A 26,584-nucleotide genomic window follows, 5' to 3' on the forward strand; every position below is an offset into this window, starting at 1 on the left:
TAAGGCGTTAAACCGCCACCAGGCGCACGCTGGCACCTTCACCGACGCCCAGGGCTTCGGCTGCTTCCAGATCCAGAGTCACCGGTTTGCCCGGCGCGTAATCCAGTTCCAGCAGCACCGCGCGGTAATCCTGCAACTGCGCGTTGGCCACCAGATACTGGCGCCCGGCACCTTTCACCGGCTCGCCGATCTTCACCGGCACCACGCGGCTCTGGGCGATCGAACGGATCCCCGAAACACGCGCATGCAGGGTCGGGCCACCGTCGAAAATGTCGATGTAGTGATCGGTCTCGAAGCCTTCGCGCATCAGGATGTCGAAGGTGATCTGCGCACGCGGGTGAACCTGGCCCATCGCCTCTTGGGCGGAGTCCGGCAGCAGCGGCACGTAGATCGGGTAATGCGGCATCAGTTCGGCGAGGAACGTGCGGCTTTTCAGCCCGCACAGACGCTCGGCTTCGGCGTAGTTGAGGTCGAAGAAGTTGCGACCGATCGCATCCCAGAATGGCGAGTCGCCGTTCTCGTCGCTGTACCCGACGATCTCGGTCACCACCGAATCGGCGAAACGCTCCGGGTGGCTGGCAACGAACAACAGACGGCCGCGGGAGTTGAGCTCGGACCACGGTGAACCGACCAGCTCGCGCTGCACGTAGAAACTGGTCAACAAACTGTTGCCGGTCAGGTCGTGGCACTGCGAGAGCACGTGGATCTTGTTGTGGATCTTCAACTCGCGCGAGGCGTGCACGAAGGTCTCGTTACGGAAGCTGTAGAACGGCTCCGAATAACCGGCCGAAGCGACGATGGCCGAGCAGCCGACCAGCTTGCCGGTGGTGGAATCTTCGAGGACGAAGAAATAGCTTTCTTCACCGTTGAAGCTCACTTCGGCAGCGAACGAAGCTTCGCTCGCGGCGATCTTGTCGCTCAGACGTTCCACGTCATCCGGCAAGGAAGTGACACCAATCGGGCTGTCCGCAGCCAGACGCTGTACCTCGCCCAGATCAGCCATTTGCGCGGGGCGCATCACCAGCATGGTGTCACTCCTTTCTCTTATAAATTCACAGAAAAAATAACCGGGCCTACATGGAGATCAATGTAGGAGTGAGCCTGCTCGCGATTGCGGTCTGTCAGAAACCAATGAGTCGACTGACAGACCGCAATCGCGAGCAGGCTCACTCCTACAGTTGATCTGGTCCGGCATAAAATTTTGATCGACGCCTGAAAAGCTCCAGGCGTCGAAGGGTCTATCAGGCTTGCGTCAGTGCTGCGGCAGCGCGTTCGAAGCGGTCGAGACCGGCATCGATATCGGCGTCTTCCACCACCAGGCTCGGCGCGAAACGGATCACGTCCGGGCCGGCTTGCAGAATCATCAGGCCTTCTTTTTCAGCGGCGTTGAAGATGTCTTTGGCCTTGCCTTTCCAGGCATCGCTCAGCACGCAACCGATCAACAGACCGAGGCCACGCACCTGAGTGAACAGGCCGTACTTCTCGCCGATCTGCTCAAGGCGCGCCTTGAATTTGTCGTGCTTGGCGTTCACGCCGTTCAGCACTTCTGGCGTGTTGATCACGTCGATCACCGCTTCCGCGACCGCGCACGCCAGCGGGTTGCCGCCGTAAGTGGTGCCGTGAGTACCGACGACCAGATGCTTGGCCAGCGCTTCGGTGGTCAGCATGGCCGCGATCGGGAAACCGCCGCCCAGGCTCTTGGCGCTGGTGAGGATGTCCGGAGTCACGCCGTAATGCTGGTAGGCGAACAGCTTGCCGCTGCGGCCCATGCCGGTCTGCACTTCGTCGAACACCAGCAGCGCGTTGTTCGCGTCGCACAGTTCGCGGGCACCTTGCAGGTAAGCCAGTTCGGCCGGCAGCACGCCGCCTTCGCCCTGGATCGGTTCCAGCACGACCGCACAGGTCTTGTCGGACACCGCCGCTTTCAGCGCGGCCAGATCGTTGTAAGGGACGTGGGTAATGCCGGTGATTTTCGGGCCGAAACCGTCGGAGTACTTCGACTGGCCACCGACGTTGACGGTGAACAGGGTACGGCCGTGGAAGCTGTTCAGCGCGGCGATGATTTCGTACTTCTCAGTGCCGAAACGGTCGAACGCCACACGACGGGCCAGCTTGAAGGCGGCTTCGTTGGCCTCGGCACCGGAGTTGCAGAAGAACACGCGCTCGGCGAACGTGGCATCGATCAGCTTGTGCGCCAGGCGCAGGGCTGGCTCGTTGGTGAACACGTTGGACACGTGCCACAGCTTGTTCGCTTGCTCGGTCAGTGCACCGACCAGCGCCGGGTGCGCGTGGCCCAATACGTTGACGGCGATGCCGCCGGCGAAGTCGATCAGCTCGCGGCCGGCCTGATCCCAGACGCGGGAACCGGCGCCACGCACTGGAATGAAAGCGGCAGGCGCGTAGTTGGGAACCATTACCTGGTCGAAATCGGCGCGTTGTACCGCAGCGTGCTCAACGGACATCGGAGTCTCCTGATGAGAAACACTCGCCTGAAACTGGCGAGCTTGGTGAGGATTGTAAGGACAGTTTTCAGCCCGGCCTTGTCGCCAAGCGACAACTTCTTATAGCGCAAACCCCGGATTTTCACGGGTTTACGGCAATGCGACATATAGCGTCGCAAAGGCGCAGTTTAACGGGCGCCGCCGATTTGCGGCAGGCTGCAGAGAATACCAACTCCACCCCGCGACAAAGATATAAATATGTTCCGCACAAGAGGGGTCTCTTCCTGATTTGCTGCGCGTTCTTTTCAACGCCAAGGATTGGCCCATGCACCTGACTCAGCCACCACCGCCAGTCTCGACTGCCGCGAGCGACGCGCAGCATCACGACGACCACTACCTGCCACTGAAAAACGCCGTACCCGACTGGCTCGGCAACGCTTCATCGACCCGCCGCCAGGCGCTCCAGGACAGCCTGCCCCGTCTGTCCACTTCACTCCAATCGGTCCCCGCCGAACAGCATCAACAGATGAAAACCCTCAACGCCGCGCACTGGGCCGCGCAAAGCCAAGTCGATCAAAGCCTCGAACACCTGCAAGACGCCAGCGCTTTTGCCGAGCCCTTGCTCAAACAGGAACTGAACAAATCCTTCGGACTGGATCTGGATGTGCGCAATACCTTTGTGCGCCTGTACATCCCCGCAACCACCCCGTGGCTCCCGATCAGAACGGGCACGCGCGCCTGGACGGTCTCGTTACTGGAAGCCGCGCTGCACAACTTCGAGGAAGCGGAAACCCGTGACGACGCCTTCGACGTTGACTCGACCTTCGTCACCCGGCCCTCCACCACCGGCCAGTTCATGACCCTGCCGTCGATCAAGGCCAAACTGAGCATTGCCGCCTTCACCCAGCTGTGCCGAAGGCTGGATCTCGGTGCTCAGTACAAAGCCCATCTCGAAGACAACCTCGGCTATACCGATCCGATGGTGGCGTCCGTACTGCGCAGCAAACTGGACGACAGTCAGAAGGCCGCGATGAAAGCGGCCCTGCAATGGGCGCGGATGAACCGCGATGTGTCGGAAAGTTATTTTCGCTTGATCGACGCCGTGCTCGACGGCATGAGAGGGCTGTATATCGGTGGCGCGCCCGTGCGGTGCCATGACATGGGGATGCTGTGCGCGCCGCTCACCGGTATCGTCGTCTTTGCCCCCGACCTGTATGCATCGCGCACCCCAGCGCGGGTGGTGGCCTACGTCCCGGATGATCCCGAGCACCCTTTCAAGGAATACGCATCGACCTACGAACTGTTTGTCGAACTGACGCGCCAGCTGCGTTCGAAAGACTATCAGCAGTTTTTCAGCCGCTTCGTGAACCACGAACATCGCGGCTTTTTCTTCAGCACCCTCAACAGCCGCTTGAGCCAAATGACATGGCATCCGCCGGAGTCCGGCAGCTCACTGCCCGCTTGGCGCGAAACACCCGTAGAACGACCGGATCTGCAAACCACACTGACACCGTTCCAGGTCGATCTGTGGCAACACCTCTATCAATCGAAACTGAACAAGATCTTCAACGATGCCCGGGTGATCGCCGTGCCCACCGCCATGGTGGACCAAAAAGCACGCTGGGCTTTCTGGGATTCGGTGAGCAACATCATCTCGAGCATCGTCCAGGCCGCCGCGCTGATCGTCGCGCCGTTCGTGCCGGTCCTGGGTGAAGCGATGATGGCGTACATGGCGTATCAAATGCTCGATGAAGCTTTCGAGGGCATCATCGAATGGGGACAGGGACGCACGAGCGAAGCGTTCGAACACCTGATGGGCACCGTCGAATCGCTGATCCAACTGGGTATCTTCGGCATGGGCGGCGCGATTGGTGCCGGCGAGTTTCGCAAGGTCTTGCCCAAGGAAGTGGTCGCCTTCATCGACCGCTTCAAGCCTGTACAACTGGCCAATGGCAAAACCCGCTACTGGGATCCCGATCTGGCCCGCTACCAGCACACGGCAGTGCCCGATGCCGGTTCAACGCCCAATGAACTGGGCCTGTACCCGCATCAAGGCAAGCAACTGCTGCCACTGGAAGACGCTCATTTTGCCGTGAGCGAAGGTGCGATTCCCGGCCAATACACGATCGAACATCCCACTCGGCCCGACGCCTACCAACCGACGGTGCGCCACAATGGCGCCGGTGCCTGGCACACCGAACTGGAACAACCACTGGAATGGGACACCGACACGGCGCTGCGGCGAATCAATCCTTCCATCGAGACATTCTCGCCTCCAGAGCGCGAGACGATCCTGCGTGTCAGTGGCGTCAATGAAGATGCCGTACGCAAGATGCATGTCGATCAACAAACTCCACCTCCCCTGTTGGCCGACAGCATTCAGCGGTTCAAGATCGATCAACAACTGCAACGCTTTATCGATCAACTCGACAGCAACGTGGCTGAGCAATACCTGCGTGCCGATCCGGCGACACAACTGCAACTGCTGACGCAACACGGCCGCTGGCCGAGCAACCAACGCCTGCGTCTGGTTGATCAACGAGGCGAACTGCTCTGGCAATCCTCGGCGGACGCAACCTTGCCAATGACCGAGCTTCGCCAGGACAGCCTGATCGATGGCGACCTGCTCAAGACCCTGCTGGCTTCTCTCGACGAGCAGCAAATCAAAGCGTTGCTCGCAGAACCTTTCAGCGGGCCGACGCCCTCGCTGGAAGTTCGCAGTCAGATGCTGCGCAAGCAACTGGCCCATCTCGCCCGACGCCAGCGAAGCTCGCTGTTCGAATCGCGCTATCAGGTCCTTCAGCACATTGACGATCCATTGGCCCAAACAATCATCGACCACGATCCGACACTGCCGGCCAGCCTCGTCCGTGAACTGCTCGACAGCGCCAGCGGTAGTGAATTGATACAGATAAGCAACGGAGAACTGCCGCCGCGCCAACAGGAATTCATGCAACTGGCCAATCAGGAAGTGCGTGTTACCCGCGCTTACGAAGGCCTGGAACTGAACGCCTTGAGCAATGCCGATTCCGATTCCCTTGCGCTGCACAGCCTCAAGCTGCTGCCAGGCTGGAGCGGCGATGTGCGCCTCGAAATCCGCGACGGACGTTACGAAGGCGCGGTACTCGACAGCATCGGACGCGAAGATGCGCCCGCTCGGAAAGTACTGGTTCGCCAACAGGACGGCCGCTATCAACCTTACGACGACCGCGGCCAGGAGCTGCATTCGGCCACGGATTTTTACTCCAGTCTGTTGTACGCATTACCGGACGGCGAACGTCAGAATCTGAACCTGCAGATCGGCCAGGGCGACGCGTTGAGTGCCGCAGTTCGTCAGCGATCACTTGAACGCGAGGAGCTACGCACCGTGCTGTTCGAAGCGCCGATCAGCCAACCGGCCGTGGACACGCTGCGCCTGGCAGGCTTCGGCAATGATCGACTGAACGCACCCAGAAGCCTTGAAAATGCCGATTTTTTTGAAGCGGGTGAACTCGGTGCGATCGGCATCGAAAACCAGGACAACCTGGTGACCACAGGCCAGCGAATCGTTAGTCCCGAGGAGCGCGTGCAGGCGATCTATCGAGGCATGTCCAACGAAGAGGCGCGTAATTTCGTTGCGGTTTTCCAGAACAACTCGGTTGAGTTCAACGCGGAACTGGCCAGGCGCCGCAACGAATACTTCAAGCTCAGTAATGACCTGCGTAACTGGGAAATCGACGTCCCCGCCAATGACCCTGTCAGCGGCCTGCCGTTGACCTATATCGAACGCCGGGCAGCCCTGCAGAATCGCGCGCAGTTCCGAGAAGCGCTACTGCGTTGCTGGCGCAGGCAAACCCGGGGTCCCGCTGGGTACATGTTGCAGATTGCGCAACCCGTACTGGGGGAACTACCCGCACTGGAAGCGGACTTCAGCCACGTCGTCATGCTCTCCATCAATGGCAGCGCCAATACCAGGGCAGTGGACACCTTTATGCAACGCTTCACAGGTCTGCTGTATCTGGATGCGCAAAACCTCGATCTGCCGAGCCTGCCCCAATCGTTCACCGCAATGCCCAACCTGCGCCAGCTGATCTTGCGCGACTGCGGCATCACCCACTCGGCAACCAATCAGGCAGTGCTTGCATCGTTACCCAACCTTTCGCTGCTGGATCTGCGGGGCAATCCATTGGGCACGCCTCCCGACGTCAGCGCGATGCCTTCGTTGCGTTATCTCAATCTGACCAAGACAGACATCTCCTCACTGCCGGCCAACCTGCTCGATCACCCGAGACTGATCACCGGCAATTTCGATGGCAACCAGATCAGCGACATACCGGACGTTTTTTTCAACCTGACCAGCTCACTCAGTGACGGCTTCGGTTTTGCCGACAACCCGCTGTCGGCCGCCACCCGAGAGAAAGTGAAAACGTACTATAACCACACAGGCAAACATTTCGGAGTACGCCCGGATCCAGCCGATATTTTGCGCACCACCACGTTGTTTCCTGATCTGAACGCCGACCAGGCCAGTGAATTGTTGTATCGGCTTCCCGGCACATTGACTGACAGCCAGGCTCAGCTCGCCAGTTGGGAGGCCGAGCTCGCAACGTTGAAGACTGAACTCGGCGAATGGGCCAACCAGACACCTGCGCTCGACCCCGTTTTCAATCGACCTTTGACGCTGGATGAGCAAGCACTGGAGCGCAGTGCACGGGATGAGTTTCGGCAAAAACTGGAGCGTTTCTGGCGCACCCGATCAGCGTCTCTCAGAGAAAGCGAGCTGACCGCAACGCTTGATTTCATGGGCGACCTGCCGGCCTTGAGTGCCAATTTCGAGCATGTCTCGCGACTGACACTGACGGGCAATAAAAACCTCACGGCAGTACTGCCGTTCATTCAGCGCTTTGAGAATCTGACCACACTGGAATTGCACGCCTTCGACCTGGAGCCGATTGCCCTTTCGCAGATCAGGATGCCTCGCCTCAGCGTATTGGAACTCAACGATTGCGGCGTGGTGCTGACCCCTGAAAATCAGGCGACACTGGTTTCCCTGAACAACCTGCATACGCTGGACCTGAGCAACAATCCCCTGGGGACTTTCCCCGAGCTGAACCTGCTCCCCGAACTGACCTACCTCGACTTGTCCAACTGCGGCCTCAACGTGACGCCTGACGGGCTGGCCAGTCATCCGAATCTGCGCACTGCAATTATCAGCGGTAACCGCATCAGCGAAATCCCCGATGCAGTGTTCGAGCTGTCGGCCAATCAGAGTGACGGCTTCGACTTTTCCGACAACCCGCTGTCGGTGGCCACACGCAATAAAGTGAAAACCTATTACAGACGCACCGGACAAGACTTCGATGTGCGCGCAGAGACCAGCGATATCGCCCTCATGCGAGATCTGTTTCCGTCCCTGGATGAACAGGAGGCCAGCGATGTGATCTACGACTTGCCCGGAACCCTGGCCGATAGCAGGATTCAGCTCGTCAGGTGGCGGGCCGAGCTTAATCAGCTGACTTCGGACCTGACCGCTTGGGCACCGCAAGTTCCCAGCGTTCATCCCTTGACGGGTGAAGTTCTCACGGCCATTGAACTGTTTGACCAATACGCCGCCCGCGCCGAATTTGGCCAACAGCTGGAACGCTTCTGGCGTCGCCGGTCGGTCGAATCAGGCATGCGTGCGGATTTTTTTGAGTCCGACTTGAGGTTCATCGGTGACCCGCCGCAACTGACAACGGACTTCTCTCATGTCGTTGGTGTGAAGCTCAAGGGCAATGCCGCTATCGGTGCCCCCGACGCGTTCATCGATTTGTTCGTCAACACACGCGAGCTGGACCTGCAACAGTTTCCACTGGGTGAAATACCGCAGTCCGTGACCCACCTGCCGAAGCTCACGGAACTGACATTGAGAGACTGCGGCGTGACACTCAGCCCCGCCGACCAGAACACCCTCGCGACACTGAGCGACCTTGAACTGCTGGACCTGAGTCACAATCCACTGGCGGCGATACCCGACCTGCAGCCGCTGCCTGCCATGCGTGACATTCTGCTTTCGAACTCCGGCATTACGGCACTGCCCAATGGCTTCGCCGATCACCCGAACCTGAAAAACGCCTTGTTGAACGGCAACCGCATCACCAATCTGCCCGAAACTTTTTTCAGCCTCGATCTGGACCTCGCCGACGGCACCAATCTGGCCAGCAATCCACTGTCCCTGCCCACTCGCGAGCGCATCAAAACCTACTATGTCGAGCACGGACGCCATTTTGACGTGATGCCGGATGTCGGCGACCTGGCCAGCGCACAAAGGTTGTATCCATGGATGGACATCGACGATGCCAGTCACATGATCTATCACTTGCCCGGCACGCTGCGGGCGGGCACTGAGCAACTGCTGCGCTGGGAAGCGGAAATCAGACAGATGATCAGCGACTTGAGCGCTTGGTCCGAACGCATACCGTTGCGCAATCCCATAACCGGCGAAATCCTGAGCGTACCTGAGCGCGTGGAAGAACAATTCAAGAGGAGAGAGTTCAGTCAAAATCTGGAACAGTTCTGGCGCGCCAGAAACACCGACAAGCCCGAACTGAGGCTCAATACGCTAGATATCGTTGCTCACTTTGCGGGGGAACTGCCGTCGCTGTCTGCCGACTTCAGCCACGTCGTCCGCTTGTCCATTCAGGGTAATGAAACGCTAAATGCCCCGGACAGTTTCCTGATGTGCTTCAAGGGATTGCAAGCCATGGAGCTGCGCGGCTTCAAGCTGGGCCGCATGCCACGGGCGCTGGCACTCATGCCGTCCCTCGAAACACTGATGCTGAACAGTTGTGGTGTGGTACTCGACGCCATGGGCCAGGCCACGCTTAGCGCGATGAGCGGGTTGAAAGGACTGGACTTGTACAACAACCCTCTGGGCACTGCGCCGGATGTCCGAGCATTACGCGCGCTGTCGGCCCTGGATCTTTCCCGCACCGGTATTACTCAGGTGCCCGCCGGCGTGGGGCAGTTACCTCGCCTGCGTGACACGTTCCTCAGCGAAAACGCCATTGTCGAATTGCCGGAAGACTTGACTGGCTTTGGCACCAACGGGGTTGTCCTGAGGGCCAATCCACTGTCCACAGCCTCAAAAAACCGGATAAAGGCCTTCTACCAACTCAGTTATCAGAACTTGGGTGTTTTGGCTGAGCAGGCTGACATTGCCCTGGCGCGAGACCTGTATCCCGCCATCAGTGAAGCCGATGCCAATCATCTGGTCTATGGCCTGCCCGGGACAATGGCCGAAGGACGCATCGAATTGCTGCGTCGCCAGAGCGACCTCGCCACGCTACTGCGCGAGCTTGAGGTGTGGGCGCGGGAGGTTCCGCGTGATCCGCTCACAGGCGCTAACATGGGCGACGAAGCGCTACGCCAGGAAAACGCCAGACGCAGCTGGTTCAGGGATGGCCTGGAACAAAGCTTGCGCGTAGCGCCGGGAGGCCTGGCCTCTTCTGAGGTAGCCCTTGATCTGTCTTTCCATGGCGAGTTGCCGAAACTGAGCGGGCGTTTCGAGCAGACCAGCAAACTGACACTGACAAGTACTGCCAACGTGCACCCTCGGGTTGACCGATTGCTTGAGCTGTTCCCGTCACTCAAAAAACTGGATATTCGCGCCTATCAACTCAACGAGATTCCCGCCTCAATCTTGCGCATGAGCAATCTGACCAGCCTGGAACTGCCCCATTGCCGCATCGTACTGACTGAGCAAACCGTGAATGCACTGGCGGCGATGGAAAACCTGCGCATTCTTGACTTGAGCCACAATCCGTTGGGGCTGACACCGGACCTGAGAAACTTCAACGCGTGTCGCTCTCTGCGATTGAGCAACACGGGACTGACCGACGTACCGGCCGGCCTTTTTGCGATGCCGCAGCTGACGTATGCAGATCTTTCCGCCAACGCCATCATCGAACTCCCCGACCCACTGCCCTCTCCTGCTGACGGTAGAGGTGCCACCTATGACTTCAGCAACAATCCACTAAGCCTGGAGAGTCAGCAGCGTTTGACTATTTACAATGCGACCAATGAAACGCGACTGCAGGAGGAGCGAGAATGGCTGGCCAGCGCTTACCAAGCGCTGGACAACTTCAGGGATATGTCGTTTTCCGATTGAGCCAGACGTACGCCGAGACCTAACCGCGCTCTGGCGGCACTGACGACAATTCGAACGGACTGCTGCTGCGCCGCTGGTTGCGATCTTCCCGCGGCGTGGCGCCGAAGAAGTTGCGATAGGCGCTGGAGAAATGCGGCCCCGAGGAGAAGCCACACGAAAGGCCGATCTGGATGATCGACTTGCTGGTTTGCATCAACATCTGCCGGGCCTTGTTCAGGCGCAATTCCAGGTAGTACTGGCTCGGCACACGGTTGAGGTATTGCTTGAAGATGCGCTCCAGTTGGCGACGCGACACGCACACGTGTTGGGCGATTTCGTCGGTGGTCAGTGGCTCTTCGATGTTGGCTTCCATCAGCAACACCGCTTGAGTGAGCTTCGGATGGCTGGAGCCGAGACGGTTCTGCAGCGGGATGCGCTGACGCTCGCCGCCTTCACGAATGCGTTCAACCACCAGTTCTTCCGAGACTGCACCGGCCAATTCCGCACCGTGATCGCGGGCCAGCACCGCCAGCAACAGATCGAGCACGGACATGCCACCGCAGGCGGTCAGGCGATCGCGATCCCAGTCGAACAAGTGACTGGTGGCGATGACTTTCGGAAAACGCTCGGCGAAATCGTCCTGCCAGCGCCAGTGCACGGCAGCGCGATAACCGTCGAGCAAACCGAGTTGCGCCAGCGGGTACACACCCGCGGACAGACCGCCGATGACCGTGCCGGCACGCACCAATTGCTTCAGTGCACTGCTGAGAGCCGGCGCCAACGTGGTCGGTGGCTCGTCAGCGAGCAGGAACAGTTTCTGGAAATTTTCGAGTTTGCCGGCCCACGCTTCGCCGGGTAATTGCCAGGCACCTTCGGCGGGTGGCTCGGCTTGCAGGAACGACAGTTCGTAAACCACATCCGGGTGCACCCGCTGAGCAACACGCAAGGCTTCCTCCGCCAGCGCCAGCGTCAACGCTTTAGTGCTGGGCCAAATCAGGAAACCAATTCGATGGGCAGTCATGGGCGGGCAATCCGAAACGAGGAACAGTGATGAAGGCATGGGCCAATGCTAGCCCGTAAATGAACACAAATCTTGAGCCTGACGCAGATCCACCATCGGGACTGGAATTCCATTCCCATGTAGGAGCTGTCGAGTGGAACGAGGCTGCGATCTTTTGATCTTCAAAAACAGATCAAAAGATCGCAGCCTTCGGCAGCTCCTACAGTGGATTGGAGCCAACCTTCAGGTCGCGAAGCATGACCTGATTTGGTGCATAACGGCAGCGATTACTTGAGGCTGCCCGAGAGGAATTGCTGCAAACGTTCCGATTGCGGATTCACCAGCACTTCGCGCGGGTTGCCGCTCTCTTCCACCACACCTTTGTGCAGGAACACCAACTGGTTCGACACTTCACGGGCAAAACCCATTTCGTGCGTAACCACAACCATGGTGCGACCTTCCTGCGCCAGCGCTTGCATGACTTTCAGCACGTCGCCCACCAGTTCCGGGTCGAGGGCCGAAGTCGGTTCGTCGAACAGCATCACCTCTGGCTCCATCGCCAGCGCACGGGCAATCGCCACGCGCTGCTGCTCGCCACCGGACATGTGCCCCGGAAACGCATCTTTACGATGGGCCACGCCGACCTTGTTCAGGTAGTACTCGGCTTTTTCGCGCGCTTCGTACTTGGGTACGCCGAGCACGTGAACCGGCGCTTCCATGATGTTTTCAATCGCGGTCATGTGCGACCACAGGTTGAAATGCTGGAACACCATCGACAGGCGCGAACGCATGCGTTGCAGCTGCTTCGGATCAGCGGCTTTCAGCGCGCCGTCCTTGTTCGCCACCAGTTTCAGCTCTTCGTTGTTGAGCAGAATCTTGCCCGCGTGCGGCTGCTCGAGCAGGTTGATGCAGCGCAGGAAAGTACTTTTGCCGGAGCCACTGGAGCCGATGATGCTGATCACATCGCCGGCTGCCGCTTTCAGGGACACGCCCTTGAGCACTTCGTGACTGCCATAGCGTTTATGCAGGTCTTGGACTTCAAGTTTGTACATGCGGTCGGTTCTCACAAAAACAGTCAGTCAGTCGTTGAGCAAGCGCCCGTGACGTAGCGCTTCGCGCCCCGCCACCTTGGCCAGCCAGAAACCGGGTTGGGCATAACGCAGCCGTTCAATGGCAAACAGCACCCCGGAGGTACCAGCACATACCGTGCTGACCCGATCGGACAGAGGATCAATCACTTCAAAAATCTCGTCGCCGGCCTCGACCCATTCGCCGGGCTTGCGCAGAAAACTCACCACGCCCGGATGCGGTGCGAACAGCAACTCGGTGCCTTCGAACGGCATGCCTTCACAGGCTTCGTGTGCTGGGTTCGGCCACTCGCCGGTGATCAGGCCTTGCTCGGCGAGGAACGCAAGAATGCCTTCAGCATACGCCTGCGCTTCGGCGCGACCGGTATCGGCCTGACCGCCCAGCTCAATGGTCGTCGCCAGACACGCCAGCGGAATCTGCGCATCAGGGAACTGCCGCGACAGACGCAACCATGGCAACGAACAGGCTTCATCGAACGAGCTGCCGCCGGAATCTTCCGCCAGCAATCCGACCTTCACATTCAGGTGCGCGGCCAGCGAACGCCACTGCGGCCAGTGTTGCGGCAACGCGTACATGTGCAGCGCGGCTTCAGCATCGCAGTGCAAATCAAGCACCACATCAGCGGTGCAAGCGTGGCTGAGCAACACCCGCTGCATGCCTTGCAACTGGCTGCTCGCCTCTGGCAATGCCGCCAGATGATCGGCCATGGCCTGACGGATCAGACGCACATTGGCGTGCGGATCATCACCGAGGCTTTCAGCCAAAGCGGCCGCAACCGGCGCGCTGAGCTCGACGAAATCACGGTTGAAATTCTTGCCGCTACCGGCCTCGAAACGGCCTTGGTGATTGCCTTGCAGCAACTGACCAAGACCCAACGGGTTAGCGACCGGCACCAGCTCGATGACACCGTTGAGCAAGCCTTTGGCTTCGAGTTCGCCGAGGCGCTTTTTCAGCTCCCAAGCGGTGCGCATTCCCGGCAATTCATCAGCATGGAGGCTGGCCTGAATGTAGGCCTTGCGCTCGCCGTGGCCGAAGCGGAAAACCGAAATCTTGCGCTCGCTGCCCAAATGGCTCCACGGCAATACGTGGTCGATGCGTTCCATATCAGTGCTTCCGCGGGGCCAGGTAGCTCAACCAGCGACGCTCGGCCAGTTTGAACAGCTTGACCAGAATGAACGTCAGGCACAGGTAGAACACGCCGGCGGTGATGTACGCCTCGAACGGCAGATAGAACTGCGCGTTGACGGTACGCGCCGCGCCAGTGATGTCGATCAAGGTCACGATGGAGGCCAGACTGGTGGTCTGCAGCATCATGATCACTTCGTTGCTGTACTGCGGCAGTGCCCGGCGCAGGGCCGATGGCAGCAGGATGCGCTTGTACAGTTTAAAGCGCGACATGCCCATGGCCTTGGCCGCTTCGATTTCACCGTTTGGCGTAGCCTTGAGGCTGCCAGCAATGATTTCAGCGGTGTAGGCGCTGGTGTTGACCGCAAAGGCCAGACACGCGCAGAACGTTGCACTGGACAGCCACGGCCAGAGGAAGCTTTCGCGGACCGCTTCAAACTGCGCCAGACCGTAGTAGATCAGGAACAGTTGCACCAGCATCGGCGTGCCCCGGATCACGTAGGTGTACAGCCACGCGGCGCCGTTGACGACCGGGTTCTTCGAGACGCGCATCAGCCCCAGCGGCAGGGCCGCGAGCAGACCGAAAAACAGCGACAGCGCGAGCAGTTTGAGGGTGGTCAGCAGGCCGCCGAGGTACAGCGGCATGGCCTCCCAAATGACGTTGTAGTCGAAGATCATAGATCAGCCGCCCTTACGCCTACCGAGTAGCGCTTCTCAAGTTGACGCAGGATCAGCAACGAAACACTGGTGATCACCAGGTACATCGCTGCCACTGCGAGGAAGAAGGTGAAAGGCTCACGGGTGGCATCTGCCGCCTGCTTGGCCTTGAACATCATGTCTTGCAGACCGACCACGGAGATCAGCGCGGTAGCCTTGGTCAATACCAGCCAGTTGTTGGTGAAGCCCGGAATCGCCAGGCGAATCATCTGCGGCACCATCACCCGGAAGAACACCTGAAAACTGCTCATGCCGTACGCCATGCCCGCTTCGGCCTGACCTTTGGGAATGGCCATGAACGCGCCACGGAAGGTTTCCGACAGGTACGCACCGAAAATGAAACCGAGGGTGCCGATACCGGCGGCCAGCGGATTCAGGTCGATGTAGTCGTCATAACCGAGCATCGGTGCGACGCGGTTGAGCAAATCCTGGCCGCCGTAGAAGATCAGCAGGATCAGCACCAGATCGGGAATCCCGCGGATCACCGTGGAATACAGATCGCCCAGCCAGGCCAGCCAGCGCACCGGCGACAGGCGCAACGCGACACCGATCAGCCCGAGAACGATGGCCAGAGCCATGGACGACAAGGCGAGCTGAAGCGTCAGCCATGCGCCATCGAGGATGACAGCCCCGTAGCCTTTCAACATGATTCAGGTCCTCGAAAGTTGGGATGAAAAAATGGCGCAAACCGCAGAGATCCTGTTGCTTGCGCCATTTCGGACTTGTCGCAGAGACGTGTTACTTGCCGTAGATATCGAAGGCGAAGTACTTGTCCTGGATTGCTTTGTATTTACCGTTTTCGCGGATGGCCGCGATGGCAGCGTTGATCTTGTCTTTCAGGGCGTCGCCCTTACGAACTGCGATGCCTACGCCGTCGCCGAAGTATTTGACGTCGGTGAACGCCGGGCCTGCGAACGCGAAGCCTTTGCCGGCGTCGGTGTTGAGGAAGCCATCTTGCAGCAGGGTGGCGTCAGCCACGGTACCGTCGAGGCGACCGGCAGCCACGTCGAGGTAGATTTCGTTCTGCGAGCCGTACGGCTTGATCTCGGCACCCAGTGGCGCCAGGACTTCACGAGCAAAACGCTCGTGGATCGAACCACGTTGTACGCCGATGTTCTTGCCCTTCAGCTCAGCCAGACCTTCGCTGACCTGAGTACCGGACTTCATGACCAGACGTGCCGGGGTGTTGTAGTACTTGTTGGTGAAGTCGACCGACTTCTTGCGATCTTCAGTGATCGACATCGACGACAGAATCGCGTCGATCTTGCGCACTTTCAGTGCCGGGATCAGACCGTCGAACTCTTGCTCGACCCACACACACTTGACCTGCATCTGCTCGCACAGAGCGTTGCCGATGTCGTAGTCGAAACCGACGATGCTGCCATCCGGTGCTTTCGAGGCGAACGGAGGGTAAGCCGCTTCGATACCGATCTTCAGAGGTTTTTCGTCAGCGAAGGCGTTCATCGACAGCACGGACAGTGCCAGGGCGCCAAGCAGCACAAGTTTCTTCATCTTGGGACTCCATCGGTAAAGGGCAAAAACGGCAGAGTGAGCGACAGCCCAATATGCGAATGGGTGAATCGGGAAATCGGTTGCTGCATCGGTGGGAAATTTCCCATTGAAACCGTCAGAGATTTCAACGTCAGCCACGATGAGCGAGTGATCGGCATTCTAACGACAGGCCCGAAGCCGATATTTCTTCAATGCGACAACTAATTACAGATGCACAGAGAAAGCGACTTTGGCACATTGACAGCCCTGCAATTTCATGCAAGAGCGAAAGACAGTGAACCGATCTATGCTGCAAATTGCGGGCCTATTATTCGCAAACCCTTCTAATCCGGCAAGCGCAGCGTTGTGTCTTATTTTTCACCGGGGGTTTCGAGGCTCTAAAACGGGGCGATGCGTTTCCCTTTGCCCCGCTCCGGGGCGGGCGGTTACACATTCGGTTACGTGGAAGGCGGCGGGTAACAGCGGGAAATGTCTTACGGCGCAGATCGATAATTATTGGTTGGGTGTTCTTGTGTTCCGACAGTCGACTACACAGTTGCCTGACAGATTGCTATCGCTGGCAAGCCAGCTCCCACAGGGATATGCGGCGAAGCTGAAATTTCCGACACACCACAAACTCTGTGGGAGCTGGCTTGCCAGCGATGAGGCCAGAGCAGCCACCCCCAATATGCGCTGGAACCAAAATATCCAACACACCACAAAACCTGTGGGAGCTGGCTTGCCAGCGATTAGGCCAGAGCAGCCACCCCCAATATGCGCTGGAACCAAAATATCCAACACACCACAAAACCTGTGGGAGCTGGCTTGCCAGCGATTAGGCCAGAGCAGCCACCCCCAATATGCGCTGGAACCAAAATATCCAACACACCACAAAACCTGTGGGAGCTGGCTTGCCAGCGATTAGGCCAGAGCAGCCACCCCCAATATGCGCTGGAACCAAAATATCCAACACACCACAAAACCTGTGGGAGCTGGCTTGCCAGCGATTAGGCCAGAGCAGCCACCCCAATATGCGCTGGAACCAAAATCTCCAACGCACCACAAAACCTGTGGGAGCTGGCTTGCCAGCGATTAGGCCAGAGCAGCCACCCCAATATGCGCTGGAACCAAAATCTCCAACGCACCACAAAACCTGTGGGAGCTGGCTTGCCAGCGATTAGGCCAGTCCTACCATCACAAAACCTCAGACACAAAAAAGCCCTGTCCGGCCTACACCGAACAGGGCTTTTCAGCACATCAATCTACTACTTAAGCAACATTCATCGTCTTGTGCGTATCAATCAAATGCTGCACCACACCCGGATCCGCCAGCGTCGAGATATCCCCCAACCCGTCATATTCCGCCGTGGCAATCTTGCGCAGAATGCGGCGCATGATCTTGCCCGAACGCGTCTTCGGCAGCCCCGGCGCCCACTGAATCACATCCGGCGAAGCGATCGGGCCGATCTCTTTACGCACCCAGTTCTTCAGTTCCAGACGCAATTGCTCGGTCGGCTCCTCGCCATTTTTCAACGTGACATAGACATAAATGCCTTGCCCCTTGATGTCATGCGGCACACCGACCACCGCTGCTTCAGCGACTTTCGGATGCGCAACCATCGCGCTCTCGATTTCGGCCGTACCCATACGGTGGCCGGACACATTGAGCACGTCATCGACACGCCCGGTGATCCAGTAGTAACCGTCGGCATCACGACGCGCACCGTCACCGGTGAAGTACATGCCACGGAAGGTCTTGAAGTAGGTATCAACGAAACGATCGTGATCGCCGTACAGCGTGCGCGCCTGACCTGGCCACGAATCAAGAATCACCAGATTGCCCTCAGCCTCGCCCTCGATGATGTTACCGAGGTTGTCGACCAGCGCCGGCACCACACCAAAGAACGGACGTGCTGCCGAACCCGGCTTCAGCGCGTGAGCACCCGGCAACGGGCTCATCATGTTGCCGCCGGTTTCGGTCTGCCACCAGGTATCAACGATCGGGCAACGCGACTTGCCGACATTCTTGTAGTACCAGTCCCACGCTTCCGGGTTGATCGGCTCGCCGACCGAACCAAGCAGACGCAGACTGCTGCCATCAGCGCCCTCAACCGCAGCCTGACCCGAGGCCATCATCGCGCGAATCGCGGTCGGTGCGGTGTAGAGGATGTTGACCTTGTGCTTGTCGACGATCTTCGCCACCCGGGTGATGTCCGGATAGTTCGGCACGCCTTCGAACAGCAGCGTGGTCGCGCCATTAGCCAGCGGGCCGTAGACGATGTAGCTGTGGCCGGTGACCCAGCCGACGTCGGCGGTGCACCAGTAGACTTCGCCCGGACGGTAATCGAATACGCGCTCGTGGGTCATCGCCGCATACAGCAAGTAACCGCCAGTGGTGTGTTGCACGCCCTTCGGCTTGCCGGTCGAGCCGGAGGTATAAAGGATGAACAGCGCTTCTTCCGCGCCCATCTCTTTCGGCGCGCAAACAGTGCCCGCCACTTTCATCAGGTCTTCGTACCAGATGTCGCGATGCTGGTTCCACTTGATGTCGCCGCCGGTGCGCTTGCACACGATGACTTTCTGGATGCTGCTGGTTTCCGGGTTGGTCAGCGCGTCGTCGACGTTGGCTTTCAGGGAAATCTTCTTGCCGGCACGGATGCCTTCGTCAGCGGTGATCACCACTTTCGATTTGCAGTCGATGATGCGACCGGCCAGGGCTTCCGGCGAGAAACCGCCGAACACCACCGAGTGAATCGCGCCGATCCGGGTGCAGGCCAGCATGGCGACCACGGCTTCGGGAATCATCGGCATGTAAATGGTCACCACGTCGCCACGGTGCACGTCCTGACCACGCAGGGCGTTGGCCAGTTTGCACACTTGTTCGTGCAGTTCGCGGTAGGTGATGTTGCGGCTCTCGGAAGGATCGTCGCCTTCCCAGATGATCGCGACTTGATCGCCGCGCTCGGCCAGGTGACGGTCGAGGCAGTTGTAGGAAACGTTCAGGGTGCCGTCGGCAAACCACTTGATATCGACATGGTGATCGTCGAACGACGTCTGCTTCACCGTGGTGAAAGGCTTGATCCAGTCGAGACGCTTGGCTTGCTCGCGCCAGAAGCCGTCAGGGTTGACGACCGACTGCTGGTACATGGCTTTGTAGGTCGCCTCGTCAGTCAGCGTGTTAGCCAGAACCTCGGGACGAACGGGATACAGAGAAGCCGCACTCATCTTTCCTACCTCGGTGTAATAGTTGTTTTTGTATGACCCTGTTGTAACGGGGCGGGGGCCATAGAACCATTCGACGATGGTAGTAACAAGCCCCTACAAATCCTCCACCTACCCCGTTTGCAAGCCAGACACCAACCTCTAAAACACCCCCAAACCCTGTGGGAGCTGGCTTGCCAGCGATTCAGACAACTCGGTCCCACAGACAAAACACCCGGTTACCAATCCAGCCTCTACCCCATTTCAAGGGATTGTTACCAAATCTGCCAAAGGTGTTTATCAAAACCCGCTCTGTTTACCCCCGCCCCATCTCCCTAAAATTCACCTCGCCGACAAGGCAAACGCGATTAACAACGTTACAGCCCCCACGAAGGCCGTTAATCCAGCTCTCAAGTAACAACCGCAAATGATGAAGTTCCACACGCAACCCTAAAAAGGTTGCGTGACCCCACTCGACCTCAAAAAGGTAAATCCGAATGAAAGCTTTATTGGTTCTGGCCCTCAGCAGTCTGTGCGCAACCGCCATGGCAGATGAGGTTCCGACTGATGTCGCGCAGCAACAACCGGTTATCGAGGAATACACTTACTCCACGCACCTGGACATCGCCAAAGTTGTTTCCATGAGCGAAGTTCCGAATGTCTGCGAAGTGGTTCCGGCCAAAATGGAATACGACGACTCCAAAGGTCAGCGTCACATCCTGCGTTACAGCATCATGGGCAACGGCTGCACCAATTGATGATTTGAGACTGCACCGAATTGGATCTCTCAGCGCTTCATTGAGGGTCGATTCCAGCCCGACTTCGGTCGGGCTCAGTTGTGTCTGGAGTCGTTGAAAATGGTTGCAAAACACAAGATATAGTGAAAAACGCGGTTTTTTGCTCATTTCTTGAGCAACCAAAGCCCGACGAAAAAATTAATCAAAAAAAATTCTCACCGGCCAACATCCGCGAAAGCCCTGTAAACCCTCGCTCCGACTGAAATACCCCTCCTGATCGACCGCCCTGTGCTGATTCGCCTCCCCCACGCGCGTGTTTTTTTCCCTATAATGCCGCCCTAATCGGGTCAGCAATATTCCCTTACAGGGATCAAAGCCATTCTGAAGCCCCGCAGTCGCGTTCAACGTGATCTGCGCCCGTCAGAGGCTCTCGGAAACCCGTACAAAATTCTGTTTTATTGCCTGCCTTAGCTGCTGCAAAAAACGATTCCTTAAGATCCAACGCGGTCTGTACGACCGTGTGAAAAACCAACCAATCAGGTTTCACACGGGCGACAGGCCCTCACGCAGGAGACGACACGTCATGCTGAGCTGGGACGAATTCGACAAAGAAGACAGTGAAGTAGCAGCAGTGAAAGGCGCCAACGCCGGCCACGCTACTGAAGCCAACATGGACCGCCTGGACAACGCCGGCGGCGCCGCAGCGCTGGAAGCCCGCGCCGTTACCGCCGACGACTCGGCCGCTGTCGCTCGCGCCAAGGCTGCACTGAACTCCCTCGACGTCGCCGAAGGCCTCGCCGAACTCGAAGGCGCCTCCGCCCGTGTCGCCGTTGACGAAAAGCGCATGATCAACTGCCGCGCCGACCTCAACCAACTCGTGCCATTCAAGTACGACTGGGCCTGGCAGAAGTACCTGGACGGTTGCGCAAACCACTGGATGCCGCAAGAAGTCAACATGACCGCCGACATCGCCCTCTGGAAAAACCCGGAAGGCCTGACCGACGACGAGCGCCGCATCGTCATGCGCAACCTCGGCTTCTTCTCCACCGCCGACTCCCTGGTTGCCAACAACCTGGTCCTGGCCGTGTACCGCCTGATCACCAACCCGGAATGCCGCCAGTACATCCTGCGCCAGGCGTTCGAAGAGGCGATCCACACCCACGCCTACCAGTACTGCATCGAATCGCTGGCCATGGATGAAGGCGAAATCTTCAACATGTACCACGAGATCCCATCGGTCGCGAAAAAAGCAGCCTGGGGCCTGAAGTACACCCGTTCGATCTCCGATCCGAAGTTCGAAACCGGCACCCCGGACACCGACAAAGAGTTGCTGCGCAACCTGATCGCCTACTACTGCGTTCTGGAAGGCATCTTCTTCTACTGCGGCTTCACCCAAATCCTCTCCATGGGCCGCCGCAACAAAATGACCGGCGTCGCCGAGCAGTTCCAATACATCCTGCGCGACGAATCCATGCACCTGAACTTCGGCATCGACGTGATCAACCAGATCAAAATCGAAAACCCACACCTGTGGGATGCCGAAATGAAGGAAGAAGCGACCCAGATGATTCTGCAGGGTACGCAGCTGGAGATCGAATACGCACGTGACACCATGCCTCGCGGGGTGTTGGGTATGAACGCGGCGATGATGGAGGACTACCTGAAGTTCATCGCTAACCGTCGGTTGTCGCAGATTGGCCTTAAAGAGGAATATCCAGGGACGACTAACCCGTTCCCTTGGATGAGCGAGATTATGGACTTGAAGAAAGAGAAGAATTTCTTTGAGACGAGAGTTATTGAGTATCAGACTGGTGGTGCTCTGAGCTGGGATTAATATTTCATCCAGCACTCACATAAAGCCACCATTTGGTGGCTTTATGCATTTTTACTTACCCAAAAAGCTCGACAGAGGATCGGATCGATAGATGGATACTTCCTCTCCTAAACCACCTTCAGTCGCTACCTCGACTCATTTTTGCTCGGCGAGAGCAGATTGCCAAACAAAAGAATTCGAGGAGATTCAGCAAAGGCGGCCTTCGGGAGTTAGGCAACCATCAAATATCTGCATATTTTTGTCCCCAGAACTTGAATAGAACCGCGAAGCTAGTAACCTGGCCGCATCGTTTAACGGAATTTTCAGATGGATTCTATACGTGCTTTTGACATGTTCTGCGGGGCTGGCGGCGCTAGCCTGGGGGCCAGAGAGGGCGGAGCCACAATCGTTGGAGGGGTAGATTTATGGGGGCCGGCAGTCGACTCTTTTCGGCTCAACTTCCCTGATGCCCATGTATTTGAACAAGATCTTCGAGCGCTTACCCCTGAAGAGGTCATAGCTAAAACTGGAAAAATTGACCTCTTGATTTCCTCTCCAGAATGTACGCACCACACTTGCGCTCGTGGTAGCAAGCCACGTTCGGAGGAAAGCAAAGACACTGCTTTTCAGGTCATCCGGTACGCCGAAGTCATGAAGCCTCGCTGGATCACTCTAGAAAATGTTGTTCACATGAAGCCTTGGGCGCGTTACGGGGAGCTTAAAGCTGAATTAGCACGCCTAAACTACAAAGTTCGCGAGCAAATTATTGACGCCTCATATTATGGCGTAGCACAGCGGCGGAAACGATTGTTCATGATCGCTGATCTGATCGAAGAACCACCACTTATCCTACCTCCGGATGTAGAGATAAAAACGGTATGGAGCATTCTAGATCGTTCAGGAAAATACAAAATGACCCCTCTGCGCACCCCTCGCCGGGCTGCAGGAACTCTAGCGAGAGCTGATCGGGCAATCAAAGAACTTGGGCCTAATGAGTCATTCATCATTGTTTATTACGGCAGCGATGGAAGCGGAGGTTGGCAACGCATGGATGCCCCCTTCGAACAATTACAACGGTAGACCGTTTCGCCTTCGTAACGCCGACTGAAAATGGCCATATGATGCGAATGCTCCAACCCGAAGAGCTTCGTAAGGCTATGGGGTTTCCAGATCACTATAGATTTCCTGACGTTTCAAGAAGAGAACGCGTCAAGCTCATGGGAAATGCGGTCTGTTCTCCGGTTATGGAGGCCATCGTTAAGATGCTGAAAAAAAGGCAGCTTGACACCAAGCACTCGAACGAGGCAGCCTAATTTCATTTGGCCACTACAAGGATGTTTCTTTATGACATTTCCAACCGAAAAGCGCTTAAATCCACCCACCCACTCTTTCAACTTTTAAAACAGGTGAATACGAGTGACCAATTCTGAAATAGAGCACAAACAATCTTTTCGCCCTCGGGCTCGTATACTTCAGCTACTGGGCGACGAACTTATTGGCAGCCCTAGATTAGCTGTTTTTGAATTAGTCAAAAACGCCTATGATGCGGACGCAAATGAAGTTTCAGTAACTCTCGATCTCTCGAATCCAAATGCTCCTGAAATTATAGTAATAGATGACGGCGATGGAATGTCACTTAAAACTATACAAGAGATCTGGCTCGTCCCTGGCAACGACCATAGGAAGGAGCAGCGCGAAAAAAAAATAAGAACGAAGAAGCACCTCAGACTTCCTTTGGGGGAAAAAGGTCTGGGGCGCTTTGCTGTCCATAAACTCGGCGAAAAAATACGCCTCACCACTCGAGCAGATAATCAACTTGAATGCGTTGTTGAAATTGACTGGTCAGAGCTTATAAACAAGCCATTCCTAGATGACGCGCCAATTACTATAAAAGAACGGAAGCCGGAAATATTCCTTGGAGATCAGACGGGTACTCTAGTAGAAATCTTCGATCTCCGAAACAAGTCATGGACACGCCGCGAAGTTAGAAGCCTCCATAAGCAGATCACATCCATTTGTTCGCCTTTTGACGCCCCAGAATCTTTTTATGCAACAATGCTTGTACCTGGGCATGAAAATTGGATCAACGATTTATTAAGTCCACAATCTATACTGGATAGAGCTCCCTGGCGGTATAAATTTACAATCGACACCAATGGCACCATCTCTTGGGATTATAAATTTACTCCAGTCCCTGGAGTAAAACTCGAAGGGCGTCGAGTAGAAAAAAAAGGAGGCGGTCTTCTCTTACCCAAAGAGGGGAACAGCAAGAGGTTACTGGCAGACGCAAATTACCTATCAGGAATTGGCGAAATCGTAGGTGAGTTTTACGTTTACGATCGAGACAGGGAAATATTAAAACTCATGTCCGACGTGCAAATGCTCACTGAATATCTTGATGAGAACGGCGGCATACGGATATATCGTGATGGTATCAGGGTTTATAATTATGGTGAACCGGGTGTTGACTGGCTAGGACTAGACCTTCGCAGGGTCAATAGACCAACGAGAAAAATAAGTAACAACTTAATAATTGGCGTCATCCATTTATCTCTTGAACTCTCAAACAATCTTATTGAAAAAACAAGCCGAGAAGGCTTTGTGGACAATGACGCACTGGAACGCTTAAAAAATCTAGTACTGTCAGGCCTTGCTATATTTGAGACCGAGCGAGATCTCGACAAAGATAGAATCAGAAAAATAATCCAGCAAAGTATAGACCCAGTTGCCGCCAACATTCAGCGACCAATAGAGTCGCTTAAAAGCGCTATGCGAAAGCATGGTGTTTTAGAAACATTTGAACCATACATCAAAAAACTAGAGGAGGATTATCAATCCATGCAAGAAACCCTCCTCACTGCTGGGATGTCGGGTTTAAACCTTGCTGTAATATTTCATGAAGTTGAGCGCGGAGTAAGAACACTTCATCGAGCAATCGAAGATGGTGCAGATATAAAAAATGCCGCACTTCAAGCTAGAGATTTGACTAAATTACTAGATGGTTTTTCAGGCCTGCTTCGACGTGACGACCAGAAAGCACACGAGGCCAGGAAACTCATCCTTCGTGCTCGCGAACTAACTTCCTCCCGACTGCGCTTTCATCAAGCTGCATTAATGTGTCCTTTCCTAGAAACAGGTGAGAAGGGATTCAACTCCTTTTTTTCTTTCGGACTAGTGCTTAATGCTTTAGTCAACATCATTGACAATGCGCTTTACTGGCTACAGGTACGTTGGCCTGAAACTGATGCAAAGCAACGAAAACTTTACATCGGCATTTCTTACGACTTTGAGTTGGGCCCCGCAATAATAATTGGGGATAACGGCCCAGGCTTTCAGGACGACCCGGAGAACATGGTTCGCCCGTTTTTTACCAGAAGGCCTTCCGGGATGGGCTTAGGGTTATATTACGCCAATCTAGCAATGGAACTAAACGGTGGACTTTTAGCATTCCCGGATAAAGGTGAAATAGAATTGCCGAAAGAGATCGATGGGGCTGTTGTTGCCCTTATTTTCAAGGAAGTAAAATAATGCTACCAACACCACGTATTATAGCCATCGATGACAAACAGCCAGAACTGGATGCTCTTACGGGATCCTTAGCAAAAATAGGCGTTTCTTGTTTAGGTATAAAATATGATGTAGAGGAAGGATTTACTGCGTCCTTTCCAGATGTACGGGTGATATTTTTTGACCTGCATTTATTAGGGGATGCGATAGGATCAAAAAGCTCTCACTTCAATCAAATTTTAACCTGCCTTGAACAAATTGGCCCACAAGGCCCATATGTAATTATTGTATGGAGCCAACAGGCTCACGAAGCCGATGCAAGCGATGAGGGGGAAGGACTACAAGAGTACCTCACTCAGCGCTTAGCCGCTAACATCCCACGACCATATGGAGTTTTGAAGCTAAATAAGGTAGAGCATATAACTCGAACTGACAATGGGCTTTGTGTAACAGATCCTGACAAATTGCGTCGAGAAATAGAAACACTACTTTCAGGACACGCGCAAGCCAAGGCTCTACTCACCTGGGAAAAGAGCATACTATCGGCCGCCTCCAGTACAGTTTCCCAAGTTATTGATCTTTCAGGTGGACGTCCAGAACAACTTAAAAGTGTCATGGCATCTCTGTCAATGGCAGCAGTTGGACGAAAAAACGTAGACCAAGATAAGTCCTATGCCTTGAACGAAGTATTACTACCCATACTATCTGATCGGTTATCACTAACAAGTGATACAGACGATGAAAGAGACATATGGGACCAGGCTTTTTCCGTAAGGGATGCTGAAGGAATCGACCCTACTCAGCGCTCTAGAATCAATCGTTTTATTAATATATCCGAATCTGTAGGAAACACACTACCCAGAGATAGAGGCGCAATCACACCGCTTGAGTTGGTAGAAGCAAACATCGATGCATTTCTTCAAGACCTTTTCGATCTCAGAATTGGTGAAATTATCACAAGATGTTTTGCGATTAAAAGTTTAAAGCAGTTTGAGGGATCAAGATGGGTTTTACTCCAAGGGCAAGCTGCTTGTGATTACGCACAAAGAAAACCGCAAACCCTCACTTTTTTCTTAGGTCTAGAAGCGTGCCCATCTGCCATTAGAAATCCCGCCGATGGAGATATGGATGTTCCCGACTCTCTTTGGCAATCTCCTGAATTCTTCATAAATGGGCAAATAAAAAAGCTTCTATTCAACTCCGGCGCTATGATTGTATTGCCTTACAGCAGGCTACCCACAAACGGAGTTCTTTACAGAATGCGAGAGCAAATACTGAACGACCTACTTTTCAAACTTAGGGGTCATCAGTCCCGGCCCGGGATAGTTTATCTGGCCTAAACTCTTAAGAGCTTTA

General features: G+C 55.9%; 16 protein-coding genes. 7 read left to right on the forward strand and 9 right to left on the reverse strand.

The features are described 5' to 3' along the window. Positions 1–7: 7 nt before the first annotated feature. Together aruF and ACZZ0A_RS18215 are read right to left on the reverse strand one after the other, a co-directional pair. Positions 8–1,027, reverse strand: coding sequence for an arginine/ornithine succinyltransferase subunit alpha (gene aruF, locus ACZZ0A_RS18210; protein ID WP_007919353.1), 1,020 nt, complete (start codon positions 1,025–1,027; stop codon positions 8–10). Between the two features lie 214 nt (positions 1,028–1,241). After that, entirely contained in the window at positions 1,242–2,462 is a 1,221-nt protein-coding gene (locus ACZZ0A_RS18215; protein WP_008077923.1) for an aspartate aminotransferase family protein, read from the reverse strand. A gap of 304 nt (positions 2,463–2,766) precedes the next feature. Between ACZZ0A_RS18215 and ACZZ0A_RS18220 the strand changes: the two genes are divergently transcribed. Then, positions 2,767–10,569: a dermonecrotic toxin domain-containing protein gene (locus tag ACZZ0A_RS18220; protein ID WP_463543540.1), complete on the forward strand. Its 7,803-nt coding sequence runs from the start codon at positions 2,767–2,769 to the stop codon at positions 10,567–10,569. Positions 10,570–10,588: 19 nt separating this feature from the next. Here ACZZ0A_RS18220 and argR read toward each other — a convergent pair whose 3' ends face one another. From argR to acs, 7 genes are all read right to left on the reverse strand, one after another. Further along, positions 10,589–11,569, reverse strand: a complete 981-nt coding sequence (argR, locus tag ACZZ0A_RS18225) for a transcriptional regulator ArgR (RefSeq protein WP_007912706.1) — start codon at positions 11,567–11,569, stop codon at positions 10,589–10,591. Between the two features lie 266 nt (positions 11,570–11,835). Further along, positions 11,836–12,600 (reverse strand): ABC transporter ATP-binding protein, encoded by a 765-nt coding sequence (locus ACZZ0A_RS18230; protein ID WP_007912705.1) that lies wholly within the window; start codon positions 12,598–12,600, stop codon positions 11,836–11,838. A 27-nt stretch (positions 12,601–12,627) separates the two neighbouring features. Then, a complete protein-coding gene (locus ACZZ0A_RS18235; protein ID WP_463543541.1) occupies positions 12,628–13,740 on the reverse strand; it encodes a M14 family metallopeptidase in 1,113 nt (370 codons plus the stop codon). A gap of 1 nt (position 13,741) precedes the next feature. After that, positions 13,742–14,440: an ABC transporter permease gene (locus tag ACZZ0A_RS18240; protein WP_007912703.1), complete on the reverse strand. Its 699-nt coding sequence runs from the start codon at positions 14,438–14,440 to the stop codon at positions 13,742–13,744. Continuing rightward, positions 14,437–15,126, reverse strand: coding sequence for an ABC transporter permease (locus ACZZ0A_RS18245; protein WP_007912702.1), 690 nt, complete (start codon positions 15,124–15,126; stop codon positions 14,437–14,439). The genes ACZZ0A_RS18240 and ACZZ0A_RS18245 overlap by 4 nt, the downstream gene beginning before the upstream one ends. Before the next feature lie 91 nt (positions 15,127–15,217). After that, positions 15,218–15,991 (reverse strand): ABC transporter substrate-binding protein, encoded by a 774-nt coding sequence (locus tag ACZZ0A_RS18250; RefSeq protein ID WP_007912701.1) that lies wholly within the window; start codon positions 15,989–15,991, stop codon positions 15,218–15,220. A gap of 1,248 nt (positions 15,992–17,239) precedes the next feature. After that, entirely contained in the window at positions 17,240–19,195 is a 1,956-nt protein-coding gene (gene acs, locus ACZZ0A_RS18255; RefSeq protein WP_007912698.1) for an acetate--CoA ligase, read from the reverse strand. A gap of 473 nt (positions 19,196–19,668) precedes the next feature. Between acs and ACZZ0A_RS18260 the strand changes: the two genes are divergently transcribed. The 6 genes from ACZZ0A_RS18260 (at position 19,669) to ACZZ0A_RS18285 (ending at position 26,568) form a co-directional block, all read left to right on the forward strand. Beyond that, entirely contained in the window at positions 19,669–19,929 is a 261-nt protein-coding gene (locus tag ACZZ0A_RS18260; protein WP_007912695.1) for a DUF2790 domain-containing protein, read from the forward strand. A 562-nt stretch (positions 19,930–20,491) separates the two neighbouring features. Then, entirely contained in the window at positions 20,492–21,742 is a 1,251-nt protein-coding gene (locus ACZZ0A_RS18265) for a ribonucleotide-diphosphate reductase subunit beta (protein WP_047599662.1), read from the forward strand. Between the two features lie 306 nt (positions 21,743–22,048). Continuing rightward, positions 22,049–22,801: a DNA cytosine methyltransferase gene (locus ACZZ0A_RS18270; RefSeq protein ID WP_463543542.1), complete on the forward strand. Its 753-nt coding sequence runs from the start codon at positions 22,049–22,051 to the stop codon at positions 22,799–22,801. Positions 22,802–22,848: 47 nt separating this feature from the next. Further along, positions 22,849–23,034: a DNA cytosine methyltransferase gene (locus ACZZ0A_RS18275; protein ID WP_463543543.1), complete on the forward strand. Its 186-nt coding sequence runs from the start codon at positions 22,849–22,851 to the stop codon at positions 23,032–23,034. A 103-nt stretch (positions 23,035–23,137) separates the two neighbouring features. Continuing rightward, positions 23,138–25,249, forward strand: coding sequence for an ATP-binding protein (locus tag ACZZ0A_RS18280; protein ID WP_463543544.1), 2,112 nt, complete (start codon positions 23,138–23,140; stop codon positions 25,247–25,249). Further along, positions 25,249–26,568 carry a hypothetical protein gene (locus ACZZ0A_RS18285; protein ID WP_463543545.1) on the forward strand — a complete coding sequence of 440 codons (1,320 nt, stop codon included), beginning with the start codon at positions 25,249–25,251 and terminating at the stop codon, positions 26,566–26,568. The genes ACZZ0A_RS18280 and ACZZ0A_RS18285 overlap by 1 nt, the downstream gene beginning before the upstream one ends. Positions 26,569–26,584: the final 16 nt, after the last annotated feature.

This window comes from Pseudomonas sp. AC242 (assembly GCF_979258655.1).